The organism is Streptomyces sp. NPDC043746, from assembly GCF_056436485.1.
Window position 1 is genome coordinate 1 of record NZ_JBWKCM010000013.1, and the last position, 23,192, is coordinate 23,192.

The following is a 23,192-nucleotide window of genomic DNA, read 5'->3' on the forward strand; positions in this document are numbered from 1 at the left end:
TTCCTTCGGTCCCGTATCACCGGGGCCCTCCGGGCGCTTCCCTTCGTTTACTTCTGTATCCTGCTGTCTTGCGTTTCCGACTCTATCAGACTCTTTCGCGTCCGATTCCCGGTCGAAGCGGGATCCTGCTGTTCGCTTTCCAGGGTTCTTCGCTTTCGCGCTTTTCCCTTTCGGCGGTTCCAACTTTACCAGACTCTTTTTCGTTCCGTTTCCGGTCCGAATTCGATTTCCGGCGGCCAGTGGAGCGGCCTTGCCTTTCGGCATGTCCACTACGTTAGCCCATTCCCTTGGCGGCTCATAATCGAGCCTGTCCAGCGAATTACGGGCACACCTGACTGGCATGCGGAATACGCACCCGCCAGGGTGATATGTCGTAGTGGTTTGGCCTCTTTGGGGGTGGCCGGTCCGGTCCGAAGGGCCGTGCCGACAGCTGCACCCGTGTCAAGTGGCTCGGACTACATTAGGCGTCCGCCCGGGGCTCGTCAAGTTGCTCATGGTCCGTCACTTCGGCTTGCGGCGGCGGGGGGCGTGGGCGCGGTAGAGGCTCACGGTGGGATCGCTCTCGATCCAGAAGCGCCAGGGCTGGTGGGCTCCGTCGCCGCCGACTCCGGTGCGGGGGCCGCTGCGTACCTGGTCGGCGGGGGGCGGGGTGCCGTGGAGAGCGGAGATGGCAGCGGTGGGGCCCGCGAAGAGGTCGCTGCCGTTCAGCGTGCGATCGACGTCGAGGGCGGTGGCGAGGCGGGCCGGACCTTTGGCCAGTTCCTTGTCGTTTCGGGCCGAGGCTCGTCGTGCGCGGGCCAGGGCGGCACCGACGTTGATCTCGCCGGCCCGGAGCAGTACCCCGCTCGCGTGTCCTTCCGGGCCGCAGACCAGATTGAGGCAGTGCCACATCCCGTACGTGAAGTAGACGTACGTATGACCGGGCGGGCCGAACATCACGCTGTTGCGGGCGGTGCGGCCACGGAAGGCGTGGGAGCCGGGGTCGGCCTCGCCCGCGTACGCCTCCACCTCGGTGATGCGGACCTCGATCGGGCCCTCGTCGGTGCGGCGGACGAGGGTGCGGCCCAGGAGGTCGGGGGCGACGTCGAGTACGGATCGCTCGAAGAAGTCGCGGGTCAGTGGTGTGCGGTCGAGGCCCTTGGTCATGGCGTCCGAGGGTACTGGGAGGGGGCGCAAGGACGGGAGCGGGAACCGGCTACGGTCATGGCGCGTATCTAGGGGTCAGGACCAAGAAGGAGTGAACATGGGCTTCAAGCGGCTGCTCGCGAGTCTGGGTGCCGGGGGTGCCTCGGTGGAGACCGAGCTCGCCGAGGCGAACGTCGTCCCCGGCGGGGTCGTGCAGGGTGAGGTGCGGATCCAGGGCGGTTCGGTTCCCCAGCAGATCGAGGGGCTGTCCGTCGGGCTGCGGGCGCGGGTCGAGGTCGAGAGCGGTGACCAGGAGACCAAGCAGGACATCGAGTTCGCCAAGGTGCGGCTGGGCGGGGCCTTCGAGGTGCAGGCGGGGGCGGTGCACGTGGTGCCGTTCGGTCTGGAGATCCCCTGGGAGACGCCGGTCACCATGTTCGCGGGTCAGCATCTGCGCGGGATGGACATCGGGGTCTTCACCGAGCTGGAGATCGCCCGCGCGGTGGACTCCGGTGACCTGGACCCGGTCAACGTGCACCCGCTGCCGGCGCAGCAGGCGATTCTGGACGCCTTCGGGCAGCTGGGGTTCCGCTTCCTCAGCGCGGACATGGAGCGCGGTCACATCCGTGGGTCGCGTCAGCGGCTGCCCTTCTACCAGGAGATCGAGTTCGTACCGCCTGCCCAGTACCGGGGGCTGAACCAGGTCGAGCTGACGTTCGTCGCGGACGACCGCGAGATGGACGTGGTCCTGGAGATGGACAAGAAGGGCGGCCTGTTCAGCGAGGGCAGCGACTCGTACCGGGCGTTCAAGGTCGGTCTGCACGACTTCCACCAGACGGACTGGGCGGCCTACCTCAACCAGTGGCTGGCCCAGGTCGGCGGTCAGCGCAACTGGCTGTAGGACACGGGTCGGGAGCCCTGGCGAGCGGTGCCTTCGCGGGGCGGGTATGGAAACACGTCCATGATCTGTTGAGGTCGAGGACGGACCTGGCCAAGAGCCGTCGATGCTGTCGATCAGGAAAGGTGCTGACGTGACCGAGCCGAAGAGGGCCCCGCTCCCGCACGACTTCCATCCGGAGGTACCCGCGTTCACCGTGACGAGCGATGACCTCGCGCCGGGTGCCGTGCTGGGGGACGCCCAGGTGCTCGCGTCCGGGAACACGTCGCCGCAGCTGCGGTGGGAGGGGTTCCCGGCGGAGACCAAGAGCTTCGCCGTGACGTGCTTCGACCCGGACGCCCCTACGGGGAGCGGGTTCTGGCACTGGGTGGTCTTCGACATCCCGGCGTCGGTGACCGAGCTGCCGACGGGGGCGGGCAGCGGTGCGTTCGAGGGGCTGCCCGCCGGGGCCGTTCAGGCCCGTAACGACTACGGGTCCAAGGACTTCGGCGGGGCCGCGCCGCCCGCCGGGGAGAACCACCGCTATGTGTTCACCGTGTACGCGGTGGACACCGAGAAGCTCGGCGCCGACAGTGACTCCTCGCCCGCGGTGGTCGGGTTCAACCTCCGGTTCCACACGCTGGGGCGTGCTCATCTGATCGGTGAGTACGAGGCTCCCGTCATCGATTAGTTCGCCTGTTGTTTGCCCTGCTCTGGTCTTGGAGAGACCAGAGCAGGGCATTTTTTATTGCGTTGTCCATCGCGGCCTGCCCAGCCAGAGTTGGTCCGGGCCTGCCAGGGGGCGGGCGGCACACGGGAGGTGGGCAGGATGCGTGACACGCTGGTTCTCAATGCGAGCTTCGAGCCGCTGTCGACAGTGACGCTCAACCGTGCGGTGGTCCTCATCCTCACGGACAAGGCCGTCGTCGAGCAGTCGCATCCCCAGCTGCGTATGCGTGGTGCCGCCGTGGACATTCCGGCGCCCCGGGTGATCAGGCTCTGCCGGTATGTACGGGTGCCGTTCCGAAGACAGGCGCCGTGGTCCCGGAGGGGTGTGCTCGTACGGGACCAGTACCGGTGCGCGTACTGCGGGAAGCGGGCCTCCACCGTCGACCATGTGGTGCCGCGGGCCCAGGGCGGTCAGGACACCTGGCTGAACACGGTGGCCTCCTGCGCCGAGGACAACCACCGCAAGGCGGCCCGGACTCCGGAGCAGGCGGGGATGCCGCTGCTGAAGCAGCCGTTCGTGCCCTCCCCCGCCGAGGCGATGCTGCTGGCGATGGGGGCCGGTGACCGGGCGGAGCTGCCCGAGTGGCTGGATCGGGCGGCGGCTGCCGCGTAGGGAGCGGTGGCATCGGTCGCGTACGTCGGGCTGTTGACGGACAGGTGGGCCCGTCCCCTTGCTGGGGGCGGGCCCACCTGTGTCAGCGGAGCAGCAGTTGGACGATGGCCGCCGTGCCGACGGCGACGATCAGGACGCGGAGCAGGGTGGGGCTGAGGCGGCGGCCGACCTTGGCGCCTATCTGGCCGCCGATGGCGGAGCCGACCGCGATCAGCAGGACCGCCGTCCAGTCGAAGTCCGCGACGAAGAGGAAGAACAGCGCGGCGATGCTGTTCACCACGGCGGCCAGGACGTTCTTGACGGCGTTGAGGCGCTGGAGGGTGTCGTCGACCAGCATGCCCATGAGGGAGAGGTAGATGATCCCCTGGGCGGCGGTGAAGTATCCCCCGTAGACGCTGGCGAGGGTGAGGCCGGTGAAGAGGAGCGGGCCGCCGTCGGGGCGGGCCGGGGATCCGGTGCGGTCGCGGCGGTTCTGGACGGCTCTGCTGATGCGTGGTTGCAGGATCACCAGGACGAGGGCCAGGGCGACCAGGACCGGGACGATCGTCTCGAACGCCGTGGAGGGCAGGGCGAGGAGGAGGGTGGCTCCGGTGAGGCCGCCGACGGCTGCTCCGACGCTCAGTCTGAGGATGCGGCGGCGCTGGCCCGCCAGCTCCTTGCGGTAGCCGATGGCTCCGCTGATGGAGCCGGGTATGAGGCCGAGTGCGTTGGAGACGGTGGCGGTCACCGGGGGGAGGCCGGTGGCGAGGAGGACGGGGAAGGTGATCAGGGTGCCTGAGCCGACGATGGTGTTGATCGTGCCCGCGCCGACGCCCGCCGCGAAGACGGCGAGTATTTCCCAGATGGACAAGGCCATCTCCTTCGATGGTCAGTGACGCCTCCCCGCCATGAAGGTCGAGGGGCCTCACTGATCATGCACGAAGGGGGTGGTGCGTCAGTGGACCGGGGGTTCCTCACGCCGTTCGACGGCCGCACCGCGGGGGTTGACCACTCCGGGGGCTCCTCCGTTTCCGCCGTTGCCCCCGTTTCCTCCGTTGCCGCTGGTGTCGAAGCCGGGGACGCCGCCCCCGAGGTTGCCGAAGGCTCCGCTGAGGCCCTTGAGGGCGTCGCCGATCTCGCTGGGGACGATCCAGAGCTTGTTGGCGTCGCCCTCGGCGATCTTCGGGAGCATCTGGAGGTACTGGTACGACAGGAGCTTCTGGTCCGGGTCTCCGGCGTGGATGGCCTCGAAGACCGTGCGTACGGCCTGGGCCTCGCCCTCGGCCTTGAGGGCGGCTGCCTTGGCCTCACCCTCGGCGCGCAGGATCGCGGACTGCTTCTCGCCCTCGGCGGTGAGGATCTGGGACTGCCGGATGCCTTCCGCGGTGAGGATCGCCGCGCGCTTGTCACGGTCGGCGCGCATCTGCTTCTCCATCGAGTCCTGGATGGAGGTGGGCGGCTCGATCGCCTTGAGCTCGACGCGGTTGACGCGGATGCCCCACTTGCCGGTGGCCTCGTCGAGGACGCCCCGGAGGGCCGCGTTGATCTCCTCGCGGGAGGTGAGGGTGCGCTCCAGGTCCATGCCGCCGATGATGTTGCGGAGCGTGGTGACGGTGAGCTGCTCGATCGCCTGGATGTAGGAGGCGACTTCGTAGGTCGCGGCGCGGGCGTCGGTCACCTGGTAGTAGATGACGGTGTCGATGTTGACGACCAGGTTGTCCTGGGTGATCACCGGCTGCGGCGGGAAGGGCACGACCTGTTCACGGAGGTCGATCCGGTTGCGGATGGAGTCGATGAACGGGACGACGATGTTCAGACCCGCGTTGAGGGTGCGTGTGTAGCGGCCGAAGCGCTCCACGATGGCGGCGCTGGCCTGCGGGATGACCTGGATCGTCTTGATCAGGGCGATGAAGACGAGCACCACCAGAATGATCAGGACGATGATGATCGGTTGCATCGTGTCTCTCGTGCCCTTCGGTTGCCGACGGATCTCATGGCGATCGACTCACGGGGTGATCGGCATGATCGACTTCGAGTCTCGCAGAACTGCGGCCGCGTCGTGCGCCGTTCGCTCACATGACGACGGCCGTCGCTCCGTCGATGTCCACGACATCGACCTGTCGGCCGGGCTCGAAGACCTGGCCCTCGTCGAGCGAGCGGGCCGACCAGACCTCGCCGGCGAGCTTGATGCGGCCGCCGGCGGCGCTGACCCGCTCCAGGACGACCGCCTGACGGCCCTTCAGGGCGTCGACGCCGCTGGCGTGTCCGGTCTGCCCGGCCCGGTGTCTGGCGGCGATCGGGCGGACGACGGCGATCAGCGCCACCGACACCACGACGAAGACCAGCACCTGGGCGACGATGCCGCCGCCGAGCGCAGCCGTGACGGACGCGGCCAGCGCCCCGACCGCGAACATTCCCAACTCGGGCATCGCGGTCAGGACGAGGGGGATGCCCAGCCCCGCCGCGACGATCAGCCACCACACCCACGCGTCGATGTCCACCTGGTCATCGTAGGACTGTCGGTGCGTCACCGACAGGGCGCAGGGGTGGTCAACTGTGGACAACTGCGGTACGTGTCCGGCGGATTGCGCCGGGACGGTCGGGCCGGGCGATGGGCGGGAGGGCTGTGGCGGGTGCCCCGGGGTCAGGAGAGCGGCAGGCCGTGGGCGGTGTAGCGGTCGCCGGTGTGCTCGACGATCAGCGGCAGGCCGAAGCAGAGCGAGAGGTTGCGGGAGGTCAGCTCGGTCTCCATGGGGCCGGCGGCGAGGACCTTGCCCTGGCGGATCATGAGGACGTGGGTGAAGCCGGGCGGGATCTCCTCGACATGGTGGGTGACCATGATCATGGAGGGGGCGTACGGGTCGCGGGCGAGCCGGCCGAGGCGGCGGACCAGGTCCTCGCGGCCGCCCAGGTCGAGTCCGGCGGCGGGCTCGTCGAGGAGCAGCAGCTCAGGGTCGGTCATCATCGCGCGGGCGATCAGCGTGCGCTTGCGCTCTCCTTCGGAGAGCGTCCCGAACGTGCGGTCCAGGTACTCGGTCATGCCGAGGCGGTCCAGGAAGGCGCGGGCGCGCTCCTCGTCGACGGCCTCGTAGTCCTCGTTCCAGGTGGCGGTCATGCCGTACGCGGCGGTGAGGACCGTCTGGAGCACGGTCTGCCGCTTGGGCAGCTTGTCGGCCATCGCCACGCCCGCCATGCCGATGCGGGGGCGCAGCTCGAAGACGTCGGTGCCGACGCCGCCCAGCTTCTCGCCGAGGACGGTGGCCGTTCCCCTGCTCGGGAAGAGGTAGCTGGACGCGAGGTTGAGAAGCGTCGTCTTGCCGGCGCCGTTGGGGCCGAGGATGACCCAGCGCTCCCCCTCCTTGACCGACCAGGAGACGTCGTCCACCAGAGCGCGTCCGTCGCGGACCACGGATACGTCCACCAGCTCCAGTACATCGCTCATGAGCGCGTTGTCTCCCCATGCAGTCTCGTCGAGATCGTCGCGTGCCTGTGGGCACGGTCCCAGAGGAAAACCTACGCCACGGCGCAAGCGGTCCGGCCGTGAGGTCCGTAACCCGGGTCGTTCCGGACCCGGCATGGCCGACGGGACACCCCCCTAGGCTGTCTCCATGCTTGTTGAACCACGTTCAGGGTTGTTGGCCGCCTGGGGGAACGCGCTGCTGGCGGGGCTCGTCTCGCCGGACGACGCCGTCGGCGCGATTGTCGGGGAGGACGCGGTGCACCGCGTCGAGGGGCTGCCGGGTGAGGCGGGGCCGGTCGGGCTGACGCTGGCGCTGGGCCGGCTGCGGGCGCTGGGGGCGGCCGGATTCCGGGTGGCGCTGCCGGTGCCGGGGCATCCGCTGGGGCTGTCGGGGCCGGCGGACTTCAACGCGCGGGCGCTGGAGGCGGAGGAGGCGGTGGTCGCGTACGGGGCGCCGTACGGGCTGGTGCCGGAGGTGTCCGAGGCCGGGCCCGAGGGGGATCGCCACGTCGAGGTGGTGTGGCGGGTGCTGCCGGTGCGGGAGGCGCCGCCGGCGGACGTGCCGTCGCTGGGCGAGGCGGAGCGGGAGCTGGCGGAGGCGTTGCGGGATGCGACGGCGCTGCTGTCCCGGCTGGATGTGGCCGGTTCCGGTCCGGTGGCGGAGGCGGCGGTGGACGCGTACCGGGCACGGGCGCAGGGGGGCCGGGAGGTGCTGGCGCCCGGGTATCCGCCGCGGGCGGCACGGGTGCTGGAGCTGGCGCAGCGGGTGGGGCTGCTGGTCTCGGTGGCGTACGGATCCGGGCACGGGGGTGCGGTGAGTGCGTCGGAGATCGCGGCGCGGGGGGCCGCGTTGCGGCCGGTGGAGCGGGTGGCTCGGCGGGCGGTTGTCGCCGCGTACAACGCGTACGTCGAGGGCGGGGAGGTTCGGCGGTAGGCCTGCGGACCTTCGCCCTCGGGCGCCGGACGGACGGTGAGGTCGGCGGAGGCCGCGCCCGCGCCGACGGCGATGGGCCCCCCGACGACCGTGGTGACGGCGGCGGCCTTCTTCAGGTTCTGCACTGCGGGTTCCTCCGGGGCAAGCTGCGGGAAGCCGCCGCGGCCCGCCCCTGGAGAGCGCCGCACGGCACGGAAGGACGCGCCGTTCGGATGGCACCCGCCCAGCGTTGCGCGTCTGGGCCCGGGGCGGCGCGGGTCTCAGCCCGCCGCCCCGTTCCGTACCGCCCACAGCGCGGCCTGGGTGCGGTCCGCCAGGTCGAGCTTCATCAGGATGTTCGACACGTGGGTCTTGACCGTCTTCTCGGAGAGGACGAGGGCGCGGGCGATCTCGCGGTTGGAGCGGCCGTCCGCGATCAGGCCGAGCACCTCGCGTTCGCGCTCGGTGAGCGTGCTCCCCCTCCCCGTCCCGCTGCCGGCGTCGTCCTGGGCGAGGAGCGCGCCGGCGACCTCCGGCTGGAGCAGGACGTGCCCGGCGTGGACCGAGCGGATGGCGCCGGCGAGGGCGTCCGGGTCGACGTCCTTGTAGACGTAACCGGAGGCTCCGGCGCGCAGGGCCGGGACCACCGTGCGCTGCTCGGTGAAACTGGTGACGATGAGGATCTTCGCCGGGTTGTCCAGCTCGCGGAGTCTGCGCAGGGCCTCTATGCCGTCGGTGCCGGGCATCTTGATGTCCATGAGGACGACGTCGGGCCGCAGCTCCTCGGTGCGGGCCACGCCCTGTGCGCCGTCGGACGCCTCGCCGACGACCTCGATGTCCTCCTGGATCTCCAGGAACGTACGCAGTCCACGGCGGACGACCTGGTGGTCGTCGACCAGCAGCACCCTGATGGTCTTGTCAGCCACCGGGGACCTCCATCTCGATCGTGGCGCCCTTTCCGGGCTCCGAAGCAACGGTGAGCCGGCCGCCGACGCTCTTGGCCCGGTGGCGCATGGAGACCAGCCCCAGATGGCGGCCCGCCCGGCGGACGGCGGTGGGGTCGAAGCCGGTGCCGTCGTCGGTGATGCGCAGGACGGTCCAGGTGGAGCGCCGGGTCAGGGTGACGTCCACGTGCTCCGCGCCGGAGTGGCGCAGGGCGTTGTGCAGGGCCTCCTGGGCGACCCGGAGCAGCGCCTCCTCCTGGGCGGCGGGCAGGGCGCGTACGCCGCCGGTCTCGAAGGTGACCCGGGCCGCGTGGGCCCGGTCCAGGACCTGGATCTGGGTGCGGAGGGTGGCGATCAGGCCGTCCTCGTCGAGGGCGGCCGGGCGCAGCTCCACGACCGCCGCCCGCAGCTCGTCGACCGCTTCTGCGGCGAGGGCGGCCACCTGCTGGAGCTCCCCCTTGGCACGGGCCGGGTCGCGGTCGACGAGGGCGGCGGCGGCCTGGGCGGTGAGCCGGAGCGAGAACAGCTTCTGGCTGACCGCGTCGTGCAGTTCGTGGGCGAGGCGGGAGCGCTCCTCGGCGATGGTCAGCTCGCGGCTGCGCTCGTAGAGGCGGGCGTTGGTGAGGGCGATCGCGGCGTGCTGGGCGAGGATCGAGAGCAGTTCCTCGTCCTCGGCGGTGAAGCCGCAGCCTCCGGCGGGCTTGGGGCACATCTTGTTGGCGAGGAAGAGCGCGCCGACGATCTCGTCCCCGTCCGTGATGGGCAGGCCGAGGAAGTCCGACATGTCGGGGTGCGCTTCGGGCCAGCCGCCGAAGCGGGGGTCCGCGCGGACGTCCGCGAGCCGTTCGGGCTTCGCCTGGTGGAGCATCGCGGCGAGGATGCCGTGCTGGCGGGGCAGCGGGCCGATGGCCTTCCACTGTTCGTCGCTCACCCCGTCGACCACGAACTGGGCGAAGCCGCCGTGGTCGTCCGGGACCCCGAGCGCCGCGTACTGGGCGTCGAGGAGTTCGCGGGCGGAGGCGACGATCGTCTTGAGGACGTCCCCCACTTCAAGATGCCGGCTCATGGCGAGCAGCGCGGCGCTCACCGCGGCGAGGCCCGACGCTGGGCGATGACTCATGGGATCACCGTACCGGCGGGGGCGCGGGGGCCGTATCGGGCCGGGGGCCGCTGCCGGTGGCCGGTGGTCCTAGGCCGGTTCTGGCCGGTACCGGGTCGGAGGTCGTAGGACCGGTCGGAGGCCGTAGGTCCGGGGCGGACGTCCCAGGGCCGAGCCCGGGGGCGCGGGGCCGAGGAGGCCCGAGGGACCAGGGCTTCCTGAGGACTAGGACGAAGTGCCGTGGGCGGGTGCGGCTCAGGGGCGAGGCGGGGCGCCGGTGCGTCTTTCTACGTTGGAGGCGCCGGGGGTCGCCCGGCGGACGCCGATGCGCAGGTAGCTGCGCGGACCAAGGGGACGGTCACCATGCCGGTCGCGTTGATCACGGGTGGTTCGAAGGGGCTGGGGCGTGCCTTGGCCGAGGTGCTGGCCGGGCAGGGCTGGGAGCTGGTGCTGGACGCGCGGACGGCCGGGGTGCTGGAGGCTGCGGCGGAGGAGGTGCGGGAGCGGTACGGGACCCGGGTGGTGGCTGTTCCCGGGGATGTCACGGACGCGGCGCACCGGGCGGAGCTCATGGCGGCGGCCGGGGAGCTGGGCGGGCTCGACCTGCTGGTGAGCAATGCGAGTGTGCTGGGCGCCGAGCCGCTGGTCCGGCTGGAGGCGCACCCGCTTCAGGGGTTGCGGCAGGCGCTGGAGACCAACGTGGTGGCCGCGCTCGGTCTCGTACAGGAGGCGTTGCCGCTGCTGCGGGCGTCCGCCGCGGGGGCGGTCGTGGTGGTCAGCTCGGACGCGGCGGCGACGGCGTACGAGACCTGGGGCGGTTACGGGGCGTCCAAGGCGGCCCTGGACCAACTGGCGGCCGTGCTGGGCGTGGAGGAGCCGGGGCTGCGGGTGTGGGCCGTCGACCCGGGGGACATGGACACGGATCTGTACGAGGCCGCGGTGCCGAAGGACGGCGGGGAGCGGCGGCCGTCGCCCGCGCGTGTGGCGCCCGCGTTCCTGCGGCTGGTGCGGGAGCGGCCGGCCAGTGGGCGGTTCTCCGCTCCGGCCCTGCTGGAGGACGGCCCGGGGGCTGCCGGGGGTGCGCGGTGAGTGCGATGGGTGCGGTGCGGCGGGACGGGGGCTCGGGCGCTCCGGTGGGTGGGGGGTGCCGGGCGGGGGCCGGGGTGTCCTCGCTGGAAGCGCTGCGGGTACCGCCGGAGCTGTCGGCCCGGGTGCCTGCCGAGCAGCGGGGGGCGGGGCGGGACGACGTACGGCTGCTGGTGACGCGGGGGACGGACGTCTCGCACCATGCGTTCCGGGAGCTGCCCGGGCAGGTGCGGGCCGGGGACGTGCTGGTGGTGAACACGTCGGCGACGTTGCCTGCCGCGGTGAACGGGCGGGTGGGCGGGGAGCGGGTCGTCGTGCACTTCTCGACGCGGGGTGAGGACGGGCGGTGGGCGGTGGAGCTGCGGGCGCCCGGTCCGTCGGGGGCCACCGTGCCGCGCCCGGGCGGGCCCGCCGGGGCGGTGGTGCGGCTGCCGGGCGGGCGGGAGCTGGTGCTGGAGGAGCCGATGGGGGGCACTCTGCCCCCGGAGCCGGGGCTCGCTCCGGGGTCCGCGGCGGCGGGGGCCGCGGCGGCGGGGCCGGGCAGGGCGGCTCCCGTCGGGGTGGGGCCCGCGGCGGGGGCCCGGCTCTGGTGGGCGCGGGTGCCCGAGGGGGTGCCGGGGCTGTTGCGGCGGTACGGGCGCCCGATCCGGTACGGGTACACGGAGCGGGATCAGCCCCTCTCCGCGTACCAGACGGTCTTCTCCGTGGCGGCGCCCGACGGGAGCGGTTCGGCGGAGATGGCGAGTGCGGCCCGCCCCTTCACGGCCGCCCTGGTGGCGGAGCTGGTGAGCCGCGGGGTGCAGTTCGCCCCGCTGTCGCTGGATACGGGGGTGGCGTCGGCCGAGGCGCACGAACCGCCGTATCCGGAGCGGTTCTCGGTTCCGCCCGCCACGGCGTGGCTGGTGAACGCGGCGCGGGCGGCGGGCGGCCGGGTGATCGCGGTGGGGACGACGGCGGTGCGGGCGCTGGAGTCGGCGGTGGAGGCGGGCGGGGTGGTGCGGCCGGGGGCGGGGTGGACCGACCTGGTGGTGACACCGCGCCGGGGCGTGCGGGTGGTGGACGGGCTGCTGACCGGGCTGCACGAGCCGGAGGCCTCGCATCTGCTGATGCTGGAGGCGGTGGCCGGCCGCGAGGCGCTGCTCCGCGGGTACGAGGCGGCGCTGGAGCGGCGCTACCTCTGGCACGAGTTCGGGGACGTCCACCTCATCCTGCCGAATGAGGAACGTAACGTTCCGAATTGCTCCAGCAACGCAAGGTGAGTCGGGCGCGTCGCCGATGTGAGGCCGGGCATAGGGCCCACGTCACTTACGAACGCACCTAGTGGGTAGGTAAGGGCGTTTTGAGGGGGCACACCTAGGGCTTATTTCGGACTAACGGGACCCTCTTCCACTACTCGGCTTCGTACGTCACACCTTTGCCACGCGATTTTGCTGCCGCTAAGAATTGCTCTCGTCCCCGACGGAGGTGCGCTTCACCGCCTCCGGTCTCGTCCTCCGTGAGGACACCTGAGCATTCGAAGAGGTAGCCCTACATGTCTGCGACTCGCATTCCCAGCCGTCTCCGTCGTCTGAACAAGGTCCAGAAGATCTCCGTGGCCGGTGTGTCGGCCCTGGCCGTCGCCTCCCTGACCTTCTCGCTCGTCCCGTCGAACGCCGAAGCCGAGATTGCCCCGCAGGCAGCCGCCGCTGCCGCCCCCGTCGCCTTCGCCGGAGGCTCCGCACAGGCCAAGACCGTGCAGGACAGCCTCCTCGAACAGCACGCCACCGCCGAGCAGATCGTGAAGGCCGCCGACGCCGCCAAGGCCAAGGCCACCGCCGAGGCCAAGGCGAAGGCCGCCAAGGCCAAGGCCGCGGCCGACGCGAAGGCCAAGGCCGAGAAGGCCGCCAAGGCCAAGGCCGACGCCGAGAAGCGCGGCGACCAGGCCGCCAACCGCTCCACCGGGCGCAAGCCCGTCTACGCCAACAACCTGGACGGCTGGATCCGCGAGGCCATGGCGATCATGAAGAAGGAAGGCATCCCGGGCTCCTACAACGGGATCCACCGCAACATCATCCGGGAGTCCAGCGGCAACCCCTGGGCGATCAACAACTGGGACATCAACGCCCGCAACGGCGTCCCGTCCAAGGGCCTTCTCCAGGTGATCCAGCCGACCTTCGACCGGTACCACGTCAAGGGCACCAAGAAGGACCTGTACGACCCGGTCGCCAACATCGTCGCCGCCTGCAACTACGCGGCCGACCGCTACGGCTCCATGGACAACGTCAACAGCGCGTACTGAGTCCAGCCGTACCGAGGCCGGGCCCAGCCACGCACACGCCGGAGGCCGGCACCCCGCGGGGTGCCGGCCTCGGCGTCGTCCGGTCCCGGTCGGCGGACCCGGTGGACCCTACTTGCGCATGACCTCGGGCTCGTGGCGACGCAGCAGGCGCGCCACCGCGACGGCGCAGACGGCGCCGAGCACCAGCAGCACGAAGATGTTGATCCCCCACTGGGTCGCCGTGGCCTCCCAGAGCGGGTCCAGGTCGGTCGGGTTCTTCGGGTCCCACGGCGGCATCAGGTTGGCCAGGTCCAGTGTGGTGCCGGCCGCGGCGACGCCCCAGCGGGACGGCATCAGCCAGGTGAGCTGCTCCAGGCCGGGCGTCCCGTACACCTGGAAGAGGACGCCGGTGAAGACCAGCTGGACGATCGCGAACATGACCAGCAGCGGCATGGTCATCTCGGAGGTCTTGACCATCGCGGAGATCATCAGGCCGAACATCATCGAGGTGAACCCGAGGGCCACGATCGAGATGCAGATCTCGACGGCCGGAGGCATGAACAGCCCCTCCTCCGGCAGCTCACGGACGGCGAAGCAGATGCCGCAGAGGATGACGCTCTGGAAGGCCGTGATCACACCGAGCACGATGACCTTGGAGGTCAGATAGGCCGAGCGGGAGAGGCCGGTGGCCCGTTCCCGTTCGTAGATCACGCGCTCCTTGATCAGTTCGCGTACGGAGCTGGCCGAGCCCGCCAGGCAGATGCCGACCGCGAGGATCAGCAGGATCATCCCGGCCTTGCCGTTGAACGGGGTCGGCGGGGTGGGCGGGGCCAGTCCGAAGTCCGCCGGGATGACCGCGGCCAGCACACCGATCACCGCGGGCAGCGCCACCATCAGGCCGAGGAAGGCCTTGTCGGAGGCGATGACGGAGGTGTAGCGGCGCACCAGGGTCCACAGCTGCGTCCCCCAGCTCTGCGGCTTCGGGGGCCGCATCTGCTGGGGCGGCGGCATGTGCACGGACTGCGCGGCGACGCTGTCGATGTCGGCGGCGTACATCTGGTAGTGCTGCGAACCGCGCCAGCGGCCCGCCCAGTCGTAGTCGCGGTAGTTCTCGAAGGCGGAGAAGACATCGGCCCAGGAGGTGTAGCCGAAGAAGTTCAGCGCCTCCTCCGGCGGACCGAAGTACGCGACGGCGCCGCCGGGCGCCATCACGAGCAGCTTGTCGCAGATGGCGAGCTCGGCCACGGAGTGCGTGACGACGAGCACCGTACGGCCGTCGTCGGCGAGGCTGCGCAGCAGCTGCATGACGTCGCGGTCCATGCCCGGGTCGAGGCCCGAGGTCGGCTCGTCCAGGAAGATCAGCGACGGCTTGGTCAGCAGCTCCAGGGCGACCGAGACGCGTTTGCGCTGGCCGCCGGAGAGCGAGGTGATCTTCTTGTCCTTGTGGATGTCGAGCTTGAGCTCGGCGAGGACCTCGGTGATCCGGGCCTGGCGCTCGGCCTCGGTGGTGTCCGCGGGGAAGCGGAGCCTGGCCGCGTACTTGAGGGCCTTGGCGACGGTCAGCTCCTTGTGCAGGATGTCGTCCTGCGGGACCAGACCGATGCGCTGGCGCAGCTCGGCGAACTGCTTGTACAGGTTCCGGTTGTCGTAGAGGACGTCGCCCTCGTCGGCGGGCCGGTAGCCGGTGAGCGCCTTGAGCAGGGTGGACTTTCCGGAGCCGGAGGGGCCGATCACCGCGACCAGCGACTTCTCCGGGACGCCGAAGGAGACGTCCTTGAGGATCTGCTTGCCGCCGTCGACCGTCACCGTGAGGTGGCGGGCGGAGAAGGAGACCTGGCCGGTGTCGACGAACTCTTCCAGCCGGTCCCCGACCAGGCGGAACGTCGAGTGACCGACGCCGACGATGTCGTTCGGGCCGATGAGCGCCGAGCCGGACTTCTGGAGCGGCAGACCGTTGACGTACGTGCCGTTGTGCGAGCCGAGGTCCCGGATCTCGAACCGGCCGTCGGGGGTCGCGTGGAACTCGGCGTGGTTGCGGGAGACCTGGAGGTCGGAGACGACCAGCTCGTTCTCCAGCGCACGGCCGATGCGCATGACCCGGCCCAGCGCCAGCTGGTGGAACGTGGTCGGGCTGCGGTCGCCGTAGACGGGCGGGGCGCCCGCCGCACCGCCGTGGGCCGCTGTGCCGCCGTGTGCCGGGGCGGCCGGCTGGGCCGGGCCCTGCTGGTGCGGAACCTGCTGGTGGTGGGCCGGGGCCTGCTGCTGGTACGGGGGCTGGGGCGCCGGGGCCTGCTGCTGCCACGCCTGCTGGGGCGGGGCCTGGTGCTGCGGGGCCTGGTGCGCGGGCGCCTGGTGCTGGGCGGGTGCCTGCTGTCCGGGCCAGGCGGCGGCCGGCTGCGCGTGCTGCTGCTGGTGCGCCGGGGCCTGGTGGGCGGGTGCCTGCTGTCCGCCGTGGGCACCGGCGGAAGCGATGAGATTCAGCCGTGGGCCGTCGGTGGCGTTGCCCAGGTGCACGGCGGAGCCGGGCCCGAGCTCCGTCCGCTGGACCCGCTGTCCCTGGACGTAGGTGCCGTTGGTGGAGCCGTGGTCCTCGATGGACCAACTCCGGCCGTCCCAGCTGATCGTGGCGTGCCGCCACGAGACCCTGGCGTCGTCGATCGTCAGGTCCCCCTGCGGATCACGCCCCACGGTGTACGGCCTGGACGGATCGAGCGTCCAGGTGCTGCCATTCAATTCCAGTACGAGTTCCGGCACTCCGCGCCCCACTAGTTGTCCCCCGTGTTACCCCCGTCGCAGGGAGTCTAGGGATGCTGAACATCGTGGGGAACTATTCCAGGAGCAGTCCCCTATCCGAAAGTCGGGCCGGTGAAGAGGGACACCGAAAGGGAGAAGGGGACACGAAGATCCCCTTACCGCCCGGTGAAGGGCAAGTGGCGCGATCTCGCCGTATAGGGGACGGTGGAGCGGCGGCGGCCGGACGGTCGGCGGGGGCCGTGCCAAAAGGCCCGTACCTTTCCGTCCGGCACTCGGGACGGACGGCCGGAGGCGGCCCTGGGACCGATACGGTGGGAGCACCATGAGCGCATCTCAGCCACCTCAGCCTCCCGTCTCCCCCGAGCCTCCCGTGACCTCTGTGGACAGCACGCCCACCCTCCTCGTCAAGATCTTCGGCAAGGACCGCCCCGGCATCACCGCCGGGCTCTTCGACACCCTCGCCGCCTACTCCGTCGACGTCGTGGACATCGAGCAGGTCGTGACCCGGGGCCGTATCGTGCTGTGCGCCCTGGTCACCTCGCCCACCGCGGGCGGGACGACCGAGGGCGACCTGCGGGCGACCGTGCACAGCTGGGCCGACTCCCTGAAGCTCCAGGCCGAGATCATCTCGGGCACCGGTGACAACCGGCCGCGGGGCAGCGGCCGTTCCCATGTGACCGTGCTGGGCCACCCGCTCACCGCGGAGTCGACCGCCGCCATAGCGGCCACGATCACCTCGACCGGCGGGAACATCGACCGCATCTTCCGGCTGGCGAAGTACCCGGTCACCGCCGTCGAGTTCGCGGTGTCGGGGACCGGGACGGCGGAGCTGCGAACCGCGCTGGCGACCGAGGCCGCGGAGATCGGCGTGGACGTCGCGGTGGTCTCGGCCGGGCTGAGCCGTCGGGCCCAGCGGCTGGTCGTCATGGATGTGGACTCCACGCTCATCCAGGACGAGGTGATCGAGCTGTTCGCGGCCCACGCGGGCTGTGAGGACAAGGTCGCCGAGGTCACCGAGCAGGCGATGCGCGGCGAGCTGGACTTCGAGCAGTCGCTGCACGCCCGGGTGGCACTGCTGGCGGGGCTCGACGCCTCGGTGGTGGAGAAGGTCCGCGCCGACGTACGGCTCACGCCCGGCGCCCGCACCCTGATCCGCACGCTGAAGCGCCTCGGGTACCAGGTGGGCGTCGTCTCGGGTGGTTTCACCCAGGTCACGGACGACCTGAAGGAACGTCTCGGCCTGGACTTCGCCTCCGCCAACACCCTGGAGGTGGTGGACGGCAAGTTCACCGGGCGGGTCGTCGGCGATGTGGTGGACCGGGCGGGCAAGGCCCGGCTGCTACGGAGCTTCGCCGAGCAGGCGGGGGTGCCGCTGGCGCAGACGGTGGCCATCGGGGACGGGGCCAACGACCTCGACATGCTGAACACCGCGGGGCTCGGGGTCGCCTTCAACGCCAAGCCCGTGGTCCGCGAGGCGGCGCACACCGCGGTGAACGTGCCGTTCCTGGACACCGTGCTCTATCTGCTCGGCATCACCCGTGAAGAGGTCGAGGCGGCGGACAGCCTCGTCGACTGACGGCGGCTGCGCGGGCGGCTCCCGGGTTGACCGGAGGCTACGCCCCGGCTCCCCGCGTTGAGGGCGGCTGCGCGGGCCGGACGGCTCCCGTAGGCGTACGGAGCCTCCCGGCCCGGAGACGTAGGAGAAGAGGGCCCCGGCACGGGAGAGGTGCCGGGGCCCGCGCGTTCAGGCGTCCAGCGGTGCCGGGGCGGCTCAGTCGTTCGGCGTCCAGTACTCGACGAGTCGGCCCGCCCCGTGCTCCACGCTCTTCCAGGAGCCGGGGAACTCCACCACCGCGTAGGAGGCCGTGGGGAAGCCGTCCCTGGTCATCCGGGCCAGCGTGTCGCCCTCGGCCGAGCCGGAGAGAGCGTCGGCCGCCCCGTGCATGCCCGGGTTGTGGCCGATGACCAGGACGTTGCGGACCTCGTCCGGGGTCTCGTTGAACAGGGCGATCAGATCGCCGAGGGAGGCCTCGTACAGCCTCTCCTCGTAGACGGTCCGGGGGCGCTGGGCGAACTCGTGGACCGCCAGCTTCCAGGTCTCCCGGGTCCTGACGGCGCTGGAGCACAGGGCCAGATCGAAGTCGATGCCGGAGTCGGCGAGCCTGCGGCCGGCCACGGGCGCGTCCTTACGACCGCGCTCGGCCAGCGGGCGCTCATGGTCGGAGGACTGCGACCATTCCGCCTTGGCATGCCTGAGAAGGACGATCCTGCGAGGTGTCTCGACGCTCATACACCTCAGCTTCGCATGAAACGCGGCCTGTGGCGCAGGGTGTTGACAGCGTCATCCGGAAGGTGGACGCGCCTGGTCCGGGGCGGGTCGGCGGCGGCGCGCGGCTCAGTGGGAGAGCAGTTGGAGGGTGCGCTCGATCAGCTGTCCGAGCGCGGGGTCGGCGGTGGCGGCCCGCGCCTGCCCCGGGCTCATGATCATGAACAGCAGGGCGCCGAACGTGACGACCGGGAGCGCCACGGCCCACCAGGGCAGCCGTATCTCCGCACGGCCGGCGGCCGGGCGGCGGGAGGCGGCCGGGCGGCGGGAGGCAGCCGGGCGGCGGGAGGCAGCCGGGCCGGGCGACCTGGGGTGCGCTGGGACCGTCATGTCCGCCTCCGTGGGGTGTTCGGTTCGTTACCGAAGAACCTACGGAACGGCCGAGGGCGGTCCCATCCGGTGATCCACCCACTTCACCCTGACCCTGGCCCCCTAGGGGATGGTGGGGCCAGCCCCACCATGGGCGGGGCCGGCCGCCGTCAGGGTGAGGCGATCGAGGCGATCACACCGATGACCACCGTGACCAGAAGCATCCCCCCGAGGACGAGGAGGAGCTTCTTCTGACCGTTCTTGGGCTGCGGATCGAGCACTGGCATGGGGCCAGTCTCGCATCTCGGCACCCGTCTCTCAGCACTCGTCCTCGATCGTCCGGTCCCGCCCGGCCAGCACCCCGGCCACCATCTGCGGGATCATCAGCCCCGCCATCAGGGCGATGGGCAGCCCCCAGCCGCCGCTGTGCTGGTAGAGCACGCCGACGAGCAGCGGGCCGGGGATCGAGAGCAGATAGCCGGTGGACTGGGCGAAGGCGGAGAGCCGGACCACGCCCGCCCCGGTCCGCGCCCGCATGCCGATCATGGTGAGCGCGAGCGGGAAGGCGCAGTTGGCCACCCCGAGCAGCAGCGCCCAGGCCCAGGCCCCGGCGGCCGGGGCCAGGTAGAGGCCCGTGTACCCGATCAGGCCGCAGAGGCCGAGGGCGACCACGATCGGGCCCTGCTGCCGGAGCCGGCCGGCGACCCGGGGGATGACGAAGGCGAGCGGCACGCCCATCGCCATGGTGACCGCGAGCAGGACACCCGCCGTACCGGCCGGGACCCCCGCGTCGCGGAAGATCTGCGGCATCCAGCCCATGGTGATGTACGCGGCGGTGGCCTGGAGCCCGAAGAAGCAGGCGAGCCCCCACGCGGTCCGGCTCCGGGCGATCCGGAGCGCCGGGGCGTCGGCGGGGCGCGCACCAGCCGAACCGGAGGCCGCCCCCGCGCGCGCACCCTCAGCCGAACCGGAACCGGCGGCAGGGGTCCCGCCCGCCCCCGACCCGCCCGACGCCCGCTGCCCCGGGGCCGGGGTCCGGTCCCGCACGAGGACGATCCACGGCAGCACCGCGAGGGCGGCGAGCACGGCCCAGACGGCCAGCCCGGACTGCCAGTCACCCCCGAGCGCGCCGGTGAGCGGGACGGTGACGGCGGCGGCGAGGGCCGTGCCGAGGGCCAGCGCCATGGAGTAGAGGCCGGTCATGGTGCCCACGCGGTCGGGGAACCAGCGCTTGACGATCACCGGCATCAGGATGTTGCTGACGGCGATGCCCATCAGGGCCAGCGCGCTGGCGGCCAGGAACCCGGCGGTGGAACCGATGTACGGGCGGATCGCCAGGCCCGCCGCGATGGCGGCCATGCCCGCGCAGACGACGGTGCCCGCGCCGAAGCGGCGGGCCAGCCGGGGTGCCATGACCCCGAAGACCGCGAAGCAGAGCGGCGGCACGGAGGTCAGCACGCCCGCCACGCTGCCGCTCATGTGCAGCCCTTCGCGGACCTCTTCGAGGAGGGCTCCGAGGCTGGTGATGGCAGGGCGGAGATTGAGGGCGGCGAGGACGAGGCCGACGGCGATCAGGCGCAGCAGCCAGGGGGCCGGGCCGCCGTCGACGGCACCGGGAAGCCGGGCGGCGGATCCGGCGGAGCTGCGGTTCAGGGTCTGGCTCTGCGGTGGGGCCTGGGTGGGGGCCGGGGTCTCGTCGTGCGGCATGAGGCCCATCATAGAATCATGGGATGATTGGTTGTCCAATGCCCGGAGGTGCGGGCTCCTGAGAGAATCCGGCCGGACACCCCTCACTCCTCACAGCCCGCCACGAGCAAGGAGCACCATGGCGCTGACGTCTCCCCGGCGTTCGGCCCTCGCCGACCAGGTGATCGCGCAACTGCGGAACCAGATCACCTCGGGCGAGTGGCCGGTCGGCTCGCGGATCCCGACCGAGCCGGAGCTGGTCGAGCAGCTCGGCGTGGCCCGTAACACCGTGCGCGAGGCCGTGCGGGCCCTGGCGCACAACGGGCTGCTGGACATCCGGCAGGGCTCGGGCACCTATGTGGTCGCCACCAGCGAGCTGGCCGGGGTGATGCACCGCCGCTTCGCCGCCGCCGATCCGCGCCACATCGCGGAGCTGCGCTCGACGCTGGAGTCGTCGGCCGCGCGGCTGGCCGCCGTACGGCGCACCGAGCGCGATCTGCGGCAGCTCGACACGCTGATGGCGCGCCGGGAGGAGGCGTGGGCGTCGGGGGACGCGGAGGCGTTCGTGGCGGCCGACGCGACGCTGCACCTGGCGGTGGTGGCCGCCTCGCACAACGACGTGCTGACGGAGCTGTACGCGGACCTCGGGGATCTGCTGCGCGACTACCTGCGCGGTGACGTGGGGCCCGAGCTGCGGCCGGAGGACCACATGGACCACGCGCGACTCGTCGAGGCGATCCGGGCCGGGGACGCGGAGACGGCCGCGGCCGAGGCGGCGAGCCATGCGCTGAACTGCCTGGCGGACCGGGTGTAGCGGCGCTCCCCCGCGCACCGGTGCGCCCCGTGCCCCCGGGCCGCCCACCGGGCCCCGTCCGGCCCCCCGGGTGCCCGGACGTCCGCCTCAGACCGGGGCCGGGCGGTGGCTGACCCAGGCCGTCGCGATCTCCTTCCAGCAGCGGTCCTCCAGCCGTACGGTCCGCCCCGGTTCGACCGCGACCGCCGCGCCGTCCGCGTCGACGTCCCACCAACGGACGCACTCGGTGTGGAGCTGGACCAGGTCGGTGGAGGGGTAGGGGTTGTGGCAGTAGGCGACGACCCGGGAGCCCTCGATCGTCGTACGGCACTCGGAGCCGGCCGGCTCGGGCTCGGGGGGCGCCGCCGTACCGGAGTCGGCACCGCTGGCCGCGCGGACCCCCAGGGGTACGGCGAGGGCGGCGACGGCCACCGAAGCGGCGAGCAGGAGACGGGTGCGGCGACGCTGGGGGCGCACGGCGACCTCCCTCCCGCAGCCTGACCAGAAGTCCGGTTCCTCCACATTCTGCGGTGGATCGTCCGACATTTCGACCGGAGCGCCGCCCGGGGCAGGACGGCAGCGGCCCCACACGGCGACGGCCCCCGGCCGCGTAGCGCCTCCGTACGGACACGGGAGGGGTACGCGGCCGGGGGCCGTTCAGCGGGGGCGGAGGCCGGTCAGGCGCCCATCATGTGCACACCGCTGTCGACGTGGATGATCTCGCCCGTCGTCCGCGGGAAGAAGTCGGAGAGCAGCGCCACGACACCGCGGCCGGCCGGCTCCGGGTCGGACATGTCCCAGGCGAGCGGGGCGCGGGTGTTCCAGACGTCGGCCAGCTCGGAGAAGCCCGGGATGGACTTGGCGGCCATGGAGCCGATCGGTCCGGCGGAGATCAGGTTGCAGCGCAGCCCGTCCTTGCCCAGGTCCCGGGCGAGGTAGCGGGAGGTGGCCTCCAGGGCGGCCTTGGCCGGGCCCATCCAGTCGTACTGCGGCCAGGCGTACTGGGCGTCGAAGGTGAGGCCGACGATCGAGCCGCCCTCGCTCATCAGCGGCTTGCAGGCCATGGCCAGCGACTTCAGCGAGAACGCCGAGACGTGCATCGCGGTGGCGACAGACTCGAAGGGGGTGTTGAGGAAGTTGCCGCCGAGCGCGTCCTGCGGCGCGAAGCCGATGGAGTGGACGACACCGTCGAGCGAGCCCAGCTCCTCGCGGACCAGGCCCTCCAGCCGGTCCAGGTGCTCCTGGTCGGTCACGTCCAGCTCGATGACCTTGGCGGGCTTCGGCAGCTTCTTGGCGATGCGCTCGGTCAGGGTCGGGCGCGGGAAGGCGGTGAGGATGACCTCGGCGCCCTGCTCCTGGGCCACCTTCGCGGTGTGGAACGCGATGGACGACTCCATCAGCACCCCGGTGATGAGGACGCGCTTGCCGTCGAGAATTCCGCTCATGGTGATCAGTGACCCATGCCCAATCCGCCGTCAACGGGGATGACGGCTCCAGTGATGTACGACGCGTCGTCGGAGGCGAGGAAGCGCACCGCGGCGGCGATCTCCTCGGGCTGCGCGTAGCGGCCCAGCGGCACCTGGGACACGATGCCCTTGCGCTGCTCCTCGGTGAGCACCTGGGTCATGTCGGTGTCGACAAAGCCGGGGGCGACGACGTTGAAGGTGATGTTCCGCGAGCCCAGCTCACGGGCGAGGGAGCGGGCGAACCCGACCAGCCCGGCCTTGGAGGCGGCGTAGTTCGCCTGGCCCGCTGAGCCGAGGAGGCCGACGACGGAGGAGATCAGGACGACACGGCCCTTCTTGGCGCGCAGCATGCCGCGGTTGGCGCGCTTGACGACCCGGAAGGTGCCGGTGAGGTTGGTGTCGACGACGGAGGTGAAGTCCTCCTCCGACATCCGCATCAGCAACTGGTCCTTGGTGATACCGGCGTTGGCGACCAGCACCTCCACGGGACCGTGCTTCTCCTCGATCTCCTTGTAGGCCTGCTCCACCTGCTCGGCGTCGGTGATGTCGCAGCGGACCGCGAGGACACCGGCTTCGGTGAGGGCCTGGGGCGGCTCGCCGGAGCGGTAGGTGATCGCTACCTGGTCGCCGTTGTCGGCGAAGGCGCGGGCGATGGCGAGGCCGATGCCCCGGTTTCCTCCGGTGACGAGAACCGAGCGGCTCAACGGATCACCCTTTCCTTGGCGGTGTGGTGCGCAGTCCATGACGGGCTGGTACGTCGAAAACCTATCGGTACC

General features: G+C 71.5%; 25 protein-coding genes. 9 read left to right on the forward strand and 16 right to left on the reverse strand.

Going from position 1 to position 23,192, the window contains the following annotated elements:
• Both AC0682_RS16020 and AC0682_RS16025 read right to left on the reverse strand, forming a co-directional pair.
• Positions 1 to 264 (reverse strand): hypothetical protein (locus AC0682_RS16020; protein ID WP_478533392.1); only part of this gene is annotated, 264 nt, incomplete at its 3' end.
• A 237-nt stretch (positions 265 to 501) separates the two neighbouring features.
• A complete protein-coding gene (locus AC0682_RS16025) occupies positions 502 to 1,146 on the reverse strand; it encodes a DNA-3-methyladenine glycosylase (RefSeq protein WP_478533393.1) in 645 nt (214 codons plus the stop codon).
• 97 nt (positions 1,147 to 1,243) lie between these two features.
• Between AC0682_RS16025 and AC0682_RS16030 the strand changes: the two genes are divergently transcribed.
• The 3 genes from AC0682_RS16030 to AC0682_RS16040 all read left to right on the forward strand — a co-directional run bounded on the left by AC0682_RS16030 (position 1,244) and on the right by AC0682_RS16040 (position 3,344).
• Positions 1,244 to 2,026, forward strand: a complete 783-nt coding sequence (locus tag AC0682_RS16030) for a sporulation protein (protein ID WP_478533394.1) — start codon at positions 1,244 to 1,246, stop codon at positions 2,024 to 2,026.
• Between the two features lie 130 nt (positions 2,027 to 2,156).
• Positions 2,157 to 2,693, forward strand: a complete 537-nt coding sequence (locus tag AC0682_RS16035; protein ID WP_478533395.1) for a YbhB/YbcL family Raf kinase inhibitor-like protein — start codon at positions 2,157 to 2,159, stop codon at positions 2,691 to 2,693.
• 138 nt (positions 2,694 to 2,831) lie between these two features.
• Positions 2,832 to 3,344, forward strand: a complete 513-nt coding sequence (locus AC0682_RS16040) for an HNH endonuclease (RefSeq protein WP_254812864.1) — start codon at positions 2,832 to 2,834, stop codon at positions 3,342 to 3,344.
• Between the two features lie 82 nt (positions 3,345 to 3,426).
• Here AC0682_RS16040 and AC0682_RS16045 read toward each other — a convergent pair whose 3' ends face one another.
• The 4 genes from AC0682_RS16045 to AC0682_RS16060 form a co-directional block, all read right to left on the reverse strand.
• Positions 3,427 to 4,200 (reverse strand): sulfite exporter TauE/SafE family protein, encoded by a 774-nt coding sequence (locus AC0682_RS16045; RefSeq protein WP_478533396.1) that lies wholly within the window; start codon positions 4,198 to 4,200, stop codon positions 3,427 to 3,429.
• A gap of 78 nt (positions 4,201 to 4,278) precedes the next feature.
• On the reverse strand, positions 4,279 to 5,280 hold the full coding sequence (locus AC0682_RS16050) for an SPFH domain-containing protein (RefSeq protein WP_175535184.1): 1,002 nt from the start codon (positions 5,278 to 5,280) through the stop codon (positions 4,279 to 4,281).
• Between the two features lie 115 nt (positions 5,281 to 5,395).
• Positions 5,396 to 5,824 (reverse strand): NfeD family protein, encoded by a 429-nt coding sequence (locus tag AC0682_RS16055; RefSeq protein WP_254812862.1) that lies wholly within the window; start codon positions 5,822 to 5,824, stop codon positions 5,396 to 5,398.
• 143 nt (positions 5,825 to 5,967) lie between these two features.
• Positions 5,968 to 6,765 carry an ABC transporter ATP-binding protein gene (locus AC0682_RS16060; protein WP_254812861.1) on the reverse strand — a complete coding sequence of 266 codons (798 nt, stop codon included), beginning with the start codon at positions 6,763 to 6,765 and terminating at the stop codon, positions 5,968 to 5,970.
• Between the two features lie 166 nt (positions 6,766 to 6,931).
• Here AC0682_RS16060 and AC0682_RS16065 point away from each other — a divergent pair, with 166 nt between their 5' ends.
• Complete coding sequence (locus AC0682_RS16065) at positions 6,932 to 7,717, forward strand: hypothetical protein (protein ID WP_478533397.1); 786 nt, start codon at positions 6,932 to 6,934, stop codon at positions 7,715 to 7,717.
• A gap of 260 nt (positions 7,718 to 7,977) precedes the next feature.
• On the opposite strand, the gene AC0682_RS16070 is transcribed toward AC0682_RS16065, so the two are convergent.
• Entirely contained in the window at positions 7,978 to 8,622 is a 645-nt protein-coding gene (locus tag AC0682_RS16070) for a response regulator (RefSeq protein ID WP_254812859.1), read from the reverse strand.
• On the reverse strand, positions 8,615 to 9,760 hold the full coding sequence (locus AC0682_RS16075; protein ID WP_254812858.1) for a GAF domain-containing sensor histidine kinase: 1,146 nt from the start codon (positions 9,758 to 9,760) through the stop codon (positions 8,615 to 8,617). Before AC0682_RS16075 ends, AC0682_RS16070 begins: the two co-directional genes overlap by 8 nt.
• Positions 9,761 to 10,102: 342 nt before the next feature.
• Here AC0682_RS16075 and AC0682_RS16080 point away from each other — a divergent pair, with 342 nt between their 5' ends.
• The 3 genes from AC0682_RS16080 (at position 10,103) to AC0682_RS16090 (ending at position 13,103) form a co-directional block, all read left to right on the forward strand.
• The gene (locus AC0682_RS16080; RefSeq protein WP_478533399.1) at positions 10,103 to 10,828 is read left to right on the forward strand and encodes an SDR family NAD(P)-dependent oxidoreductase; all 726 of its coding nucleotides are present in this window, start codon (positions 10,103 to 10,105) and stop codon (positions 10,826 to 10,828) included.
• Positions 10,829 to 10,902: 74 nt separating this feature from the next.
• Positions 10,903 to 12,084: an S-adenosylmethionine:tRNA ribosyltransferase-isomerase gene (locus AC0682_RS16085; RefSeq protein WP_478533400.1), complete on the forward strand. Its 1,182-nt coding sequence runs from the start codon at positions 10,903 to 10,905 to the stop codon at positions 12,082 to 12,084.
• Positions 12,085 to 12,356: 272 nt separating this feature from the next.
• The gene (locus AC0682_RS16090) at positions 12,357 to 13,103 is read left to right on the forward strand and encodes a transglycosylase SLT domain-containing protein (RefSeq protein WP_254812855.1); all 747 of its coding nucleotides are present in this window, start codon (positions 12,357 to 12,359) and stop codon (positions 13,101 to 13,103) included.
• Positions 13,104 to 13,211: 108 nt separating this feature from the next.
• On the opposite strand, the gene AC0682_RS16095 is transcribed toward AC0682_RS16090, so the two are convergent.
• Positions 13,212 to 15,848 carry an ABC transporter ATP-binding protein/permease gene (locus AC0682_RS16095; RefSeq protein ID WP_478533402.1) on the reverse strand — a complete coding sequence of 879 codons (2,637 nt, stop codon included), beginning with the start codon at positions 15,846 to 15,848 and terminating at the stop codon, positions 13,212 to 13,214.
• A 310-nt stretch (positions 15,849 to 16,158) separates the two neighbouring features.
• Between AC0682_RS16095 and serB the strand changes: the two genes are divergently transcribed.
• Positions 16,159 to 17,412 (forward strand): phosphoserine phosphatase SerB, encoded by a 1,254-nt coding sequence (gene serB, locus AC0682_RS16100; RefSeq protein ID WP_254812853.1) that lies wholly within the window; start codon positions 16,159 to 16,161, stop codon positions 17,410 to 17,412.
• Between the two features lie 195 nt (positions 17,413 to 17,607).
• Here serB and AC0682_RS16105 read toward each other — a convergent pair whose 3' ends face one another.
• From AC0682_RS16105 to AC0682_RS16120, 4 genes are all read right to left on the reverse strand, one after another.
• Positions 17,608 to 18,126 carry a SixA phosphatase family protein gene (locus tag AC0682_RS16105; protein ID WP_254812852.1) on the reverse strand — a complete coding sequence of 173 codons (519 nt, stop codon included), beginning with the start codon at positions 18,124 to 18,126 and terminating at the stop codon, positions 17,608 to 17,610.
• A gap of 105 nt (positions 18,127 to 18,231) precedes the next feature.
• On the reverse strand, positions 18,232 to 18,492 hold the full coding sequence (locus tag AC0682_RS16110; protein ID WP_478533403.1) for a hypothetical protein: 261 nt from the start codon (positions 18,490 to 18,492) through the stop codon (positions 18,232 to 18,234).
• A 149-nt stretch (positions 18,493 to 18,641) separates the two neighbouring features.
• Entirely contained in the window at positions 18,642 to 18,758 is a 117-nt protein-coding gene (locus tag AC0682_RS16115; RefSeq protein WP_254812850.1) for an SGM_5486 family transporter-associated protein, read from the reverse strand.
• 31 nt (positions 18,759 to 18,789) lie between these two features.
• Positions 18,790 to 20,178, reverse strand: a complete 1,389-nt coding sequence (locus AC0682_RS16120) for a CynX/NimT family MFS transporter (RefSeq protein WP_478533404.1) — start codon at positions 20,176 to 20,178, stop codon at positions 18,790 to 18,792.
• Positions 20,179 to 20,296: 118 nt separating this feature from the next.
• Here AC0682_RS16120 and AC0682_RS16125 point away from each other — a divergent pair, with 118 nt between their 5' ends.
• The gene (locus AC0682_RS16125; protein WP_478533405.1) at positions 20,297 to 20,971 is read left to right on the forward strand and encodes a FadR/GntR family transcriptional regulator; all 675 of its coding nucleotides are present in this window, start codon (positions 20,297 to 20,299) and stop codon (positions 20,969 to 20,971) included.
• A gap of 87 nt (positions 20,972 to 21,058) precedes the next feature.
• Here the strand turns inward: AC0682_RS16125 and AC0682_RS16130 are convergent, their stop codons facing one another.
• From AC0682_RS16130 to fabG, 3 genes are all read right to left on the reverse strand, one after another.
• Positions 21,059 to 21,427, reverse strand: coding sequence for a hypothetical protein (locus tag AC0682_RS16130; RefSeq protein WP_478533406.1), 369 nt, complete (start codon positions 21,425 to 21,427; stop codon positions 21,059 to 21,061).
• A 200-nt stretch (positions 21,428 to 21,627) separates the two neighbouring features.
• A complete protein-coding gene (gene fabI / locus AC0682_RS16135; protein ID WP_254812848.1) occupies positions 21,628 to 22,395 on the reverse strand; it encodes an enoyl-ACP reductase FabI in 768 nt (255 codons plus the stop codon).
• Between the two features lie 5 nt (positions 22,396 to 22,400).
• A complete protein-coding gene (gene fabG, locus AC0682_RS16140) occupies positions 22,401 to 23,120 on the reverse strand; it encodes a 3-oxoacyl-[acyl-carrier-protein] reductase (RefSeq protein ID WP_031125501.1) in 720 nt (239 codons plus the stop codon).
• Between the last annotated feature and the right edge of the window lie 72 nt (positions 23,121 to 23,192).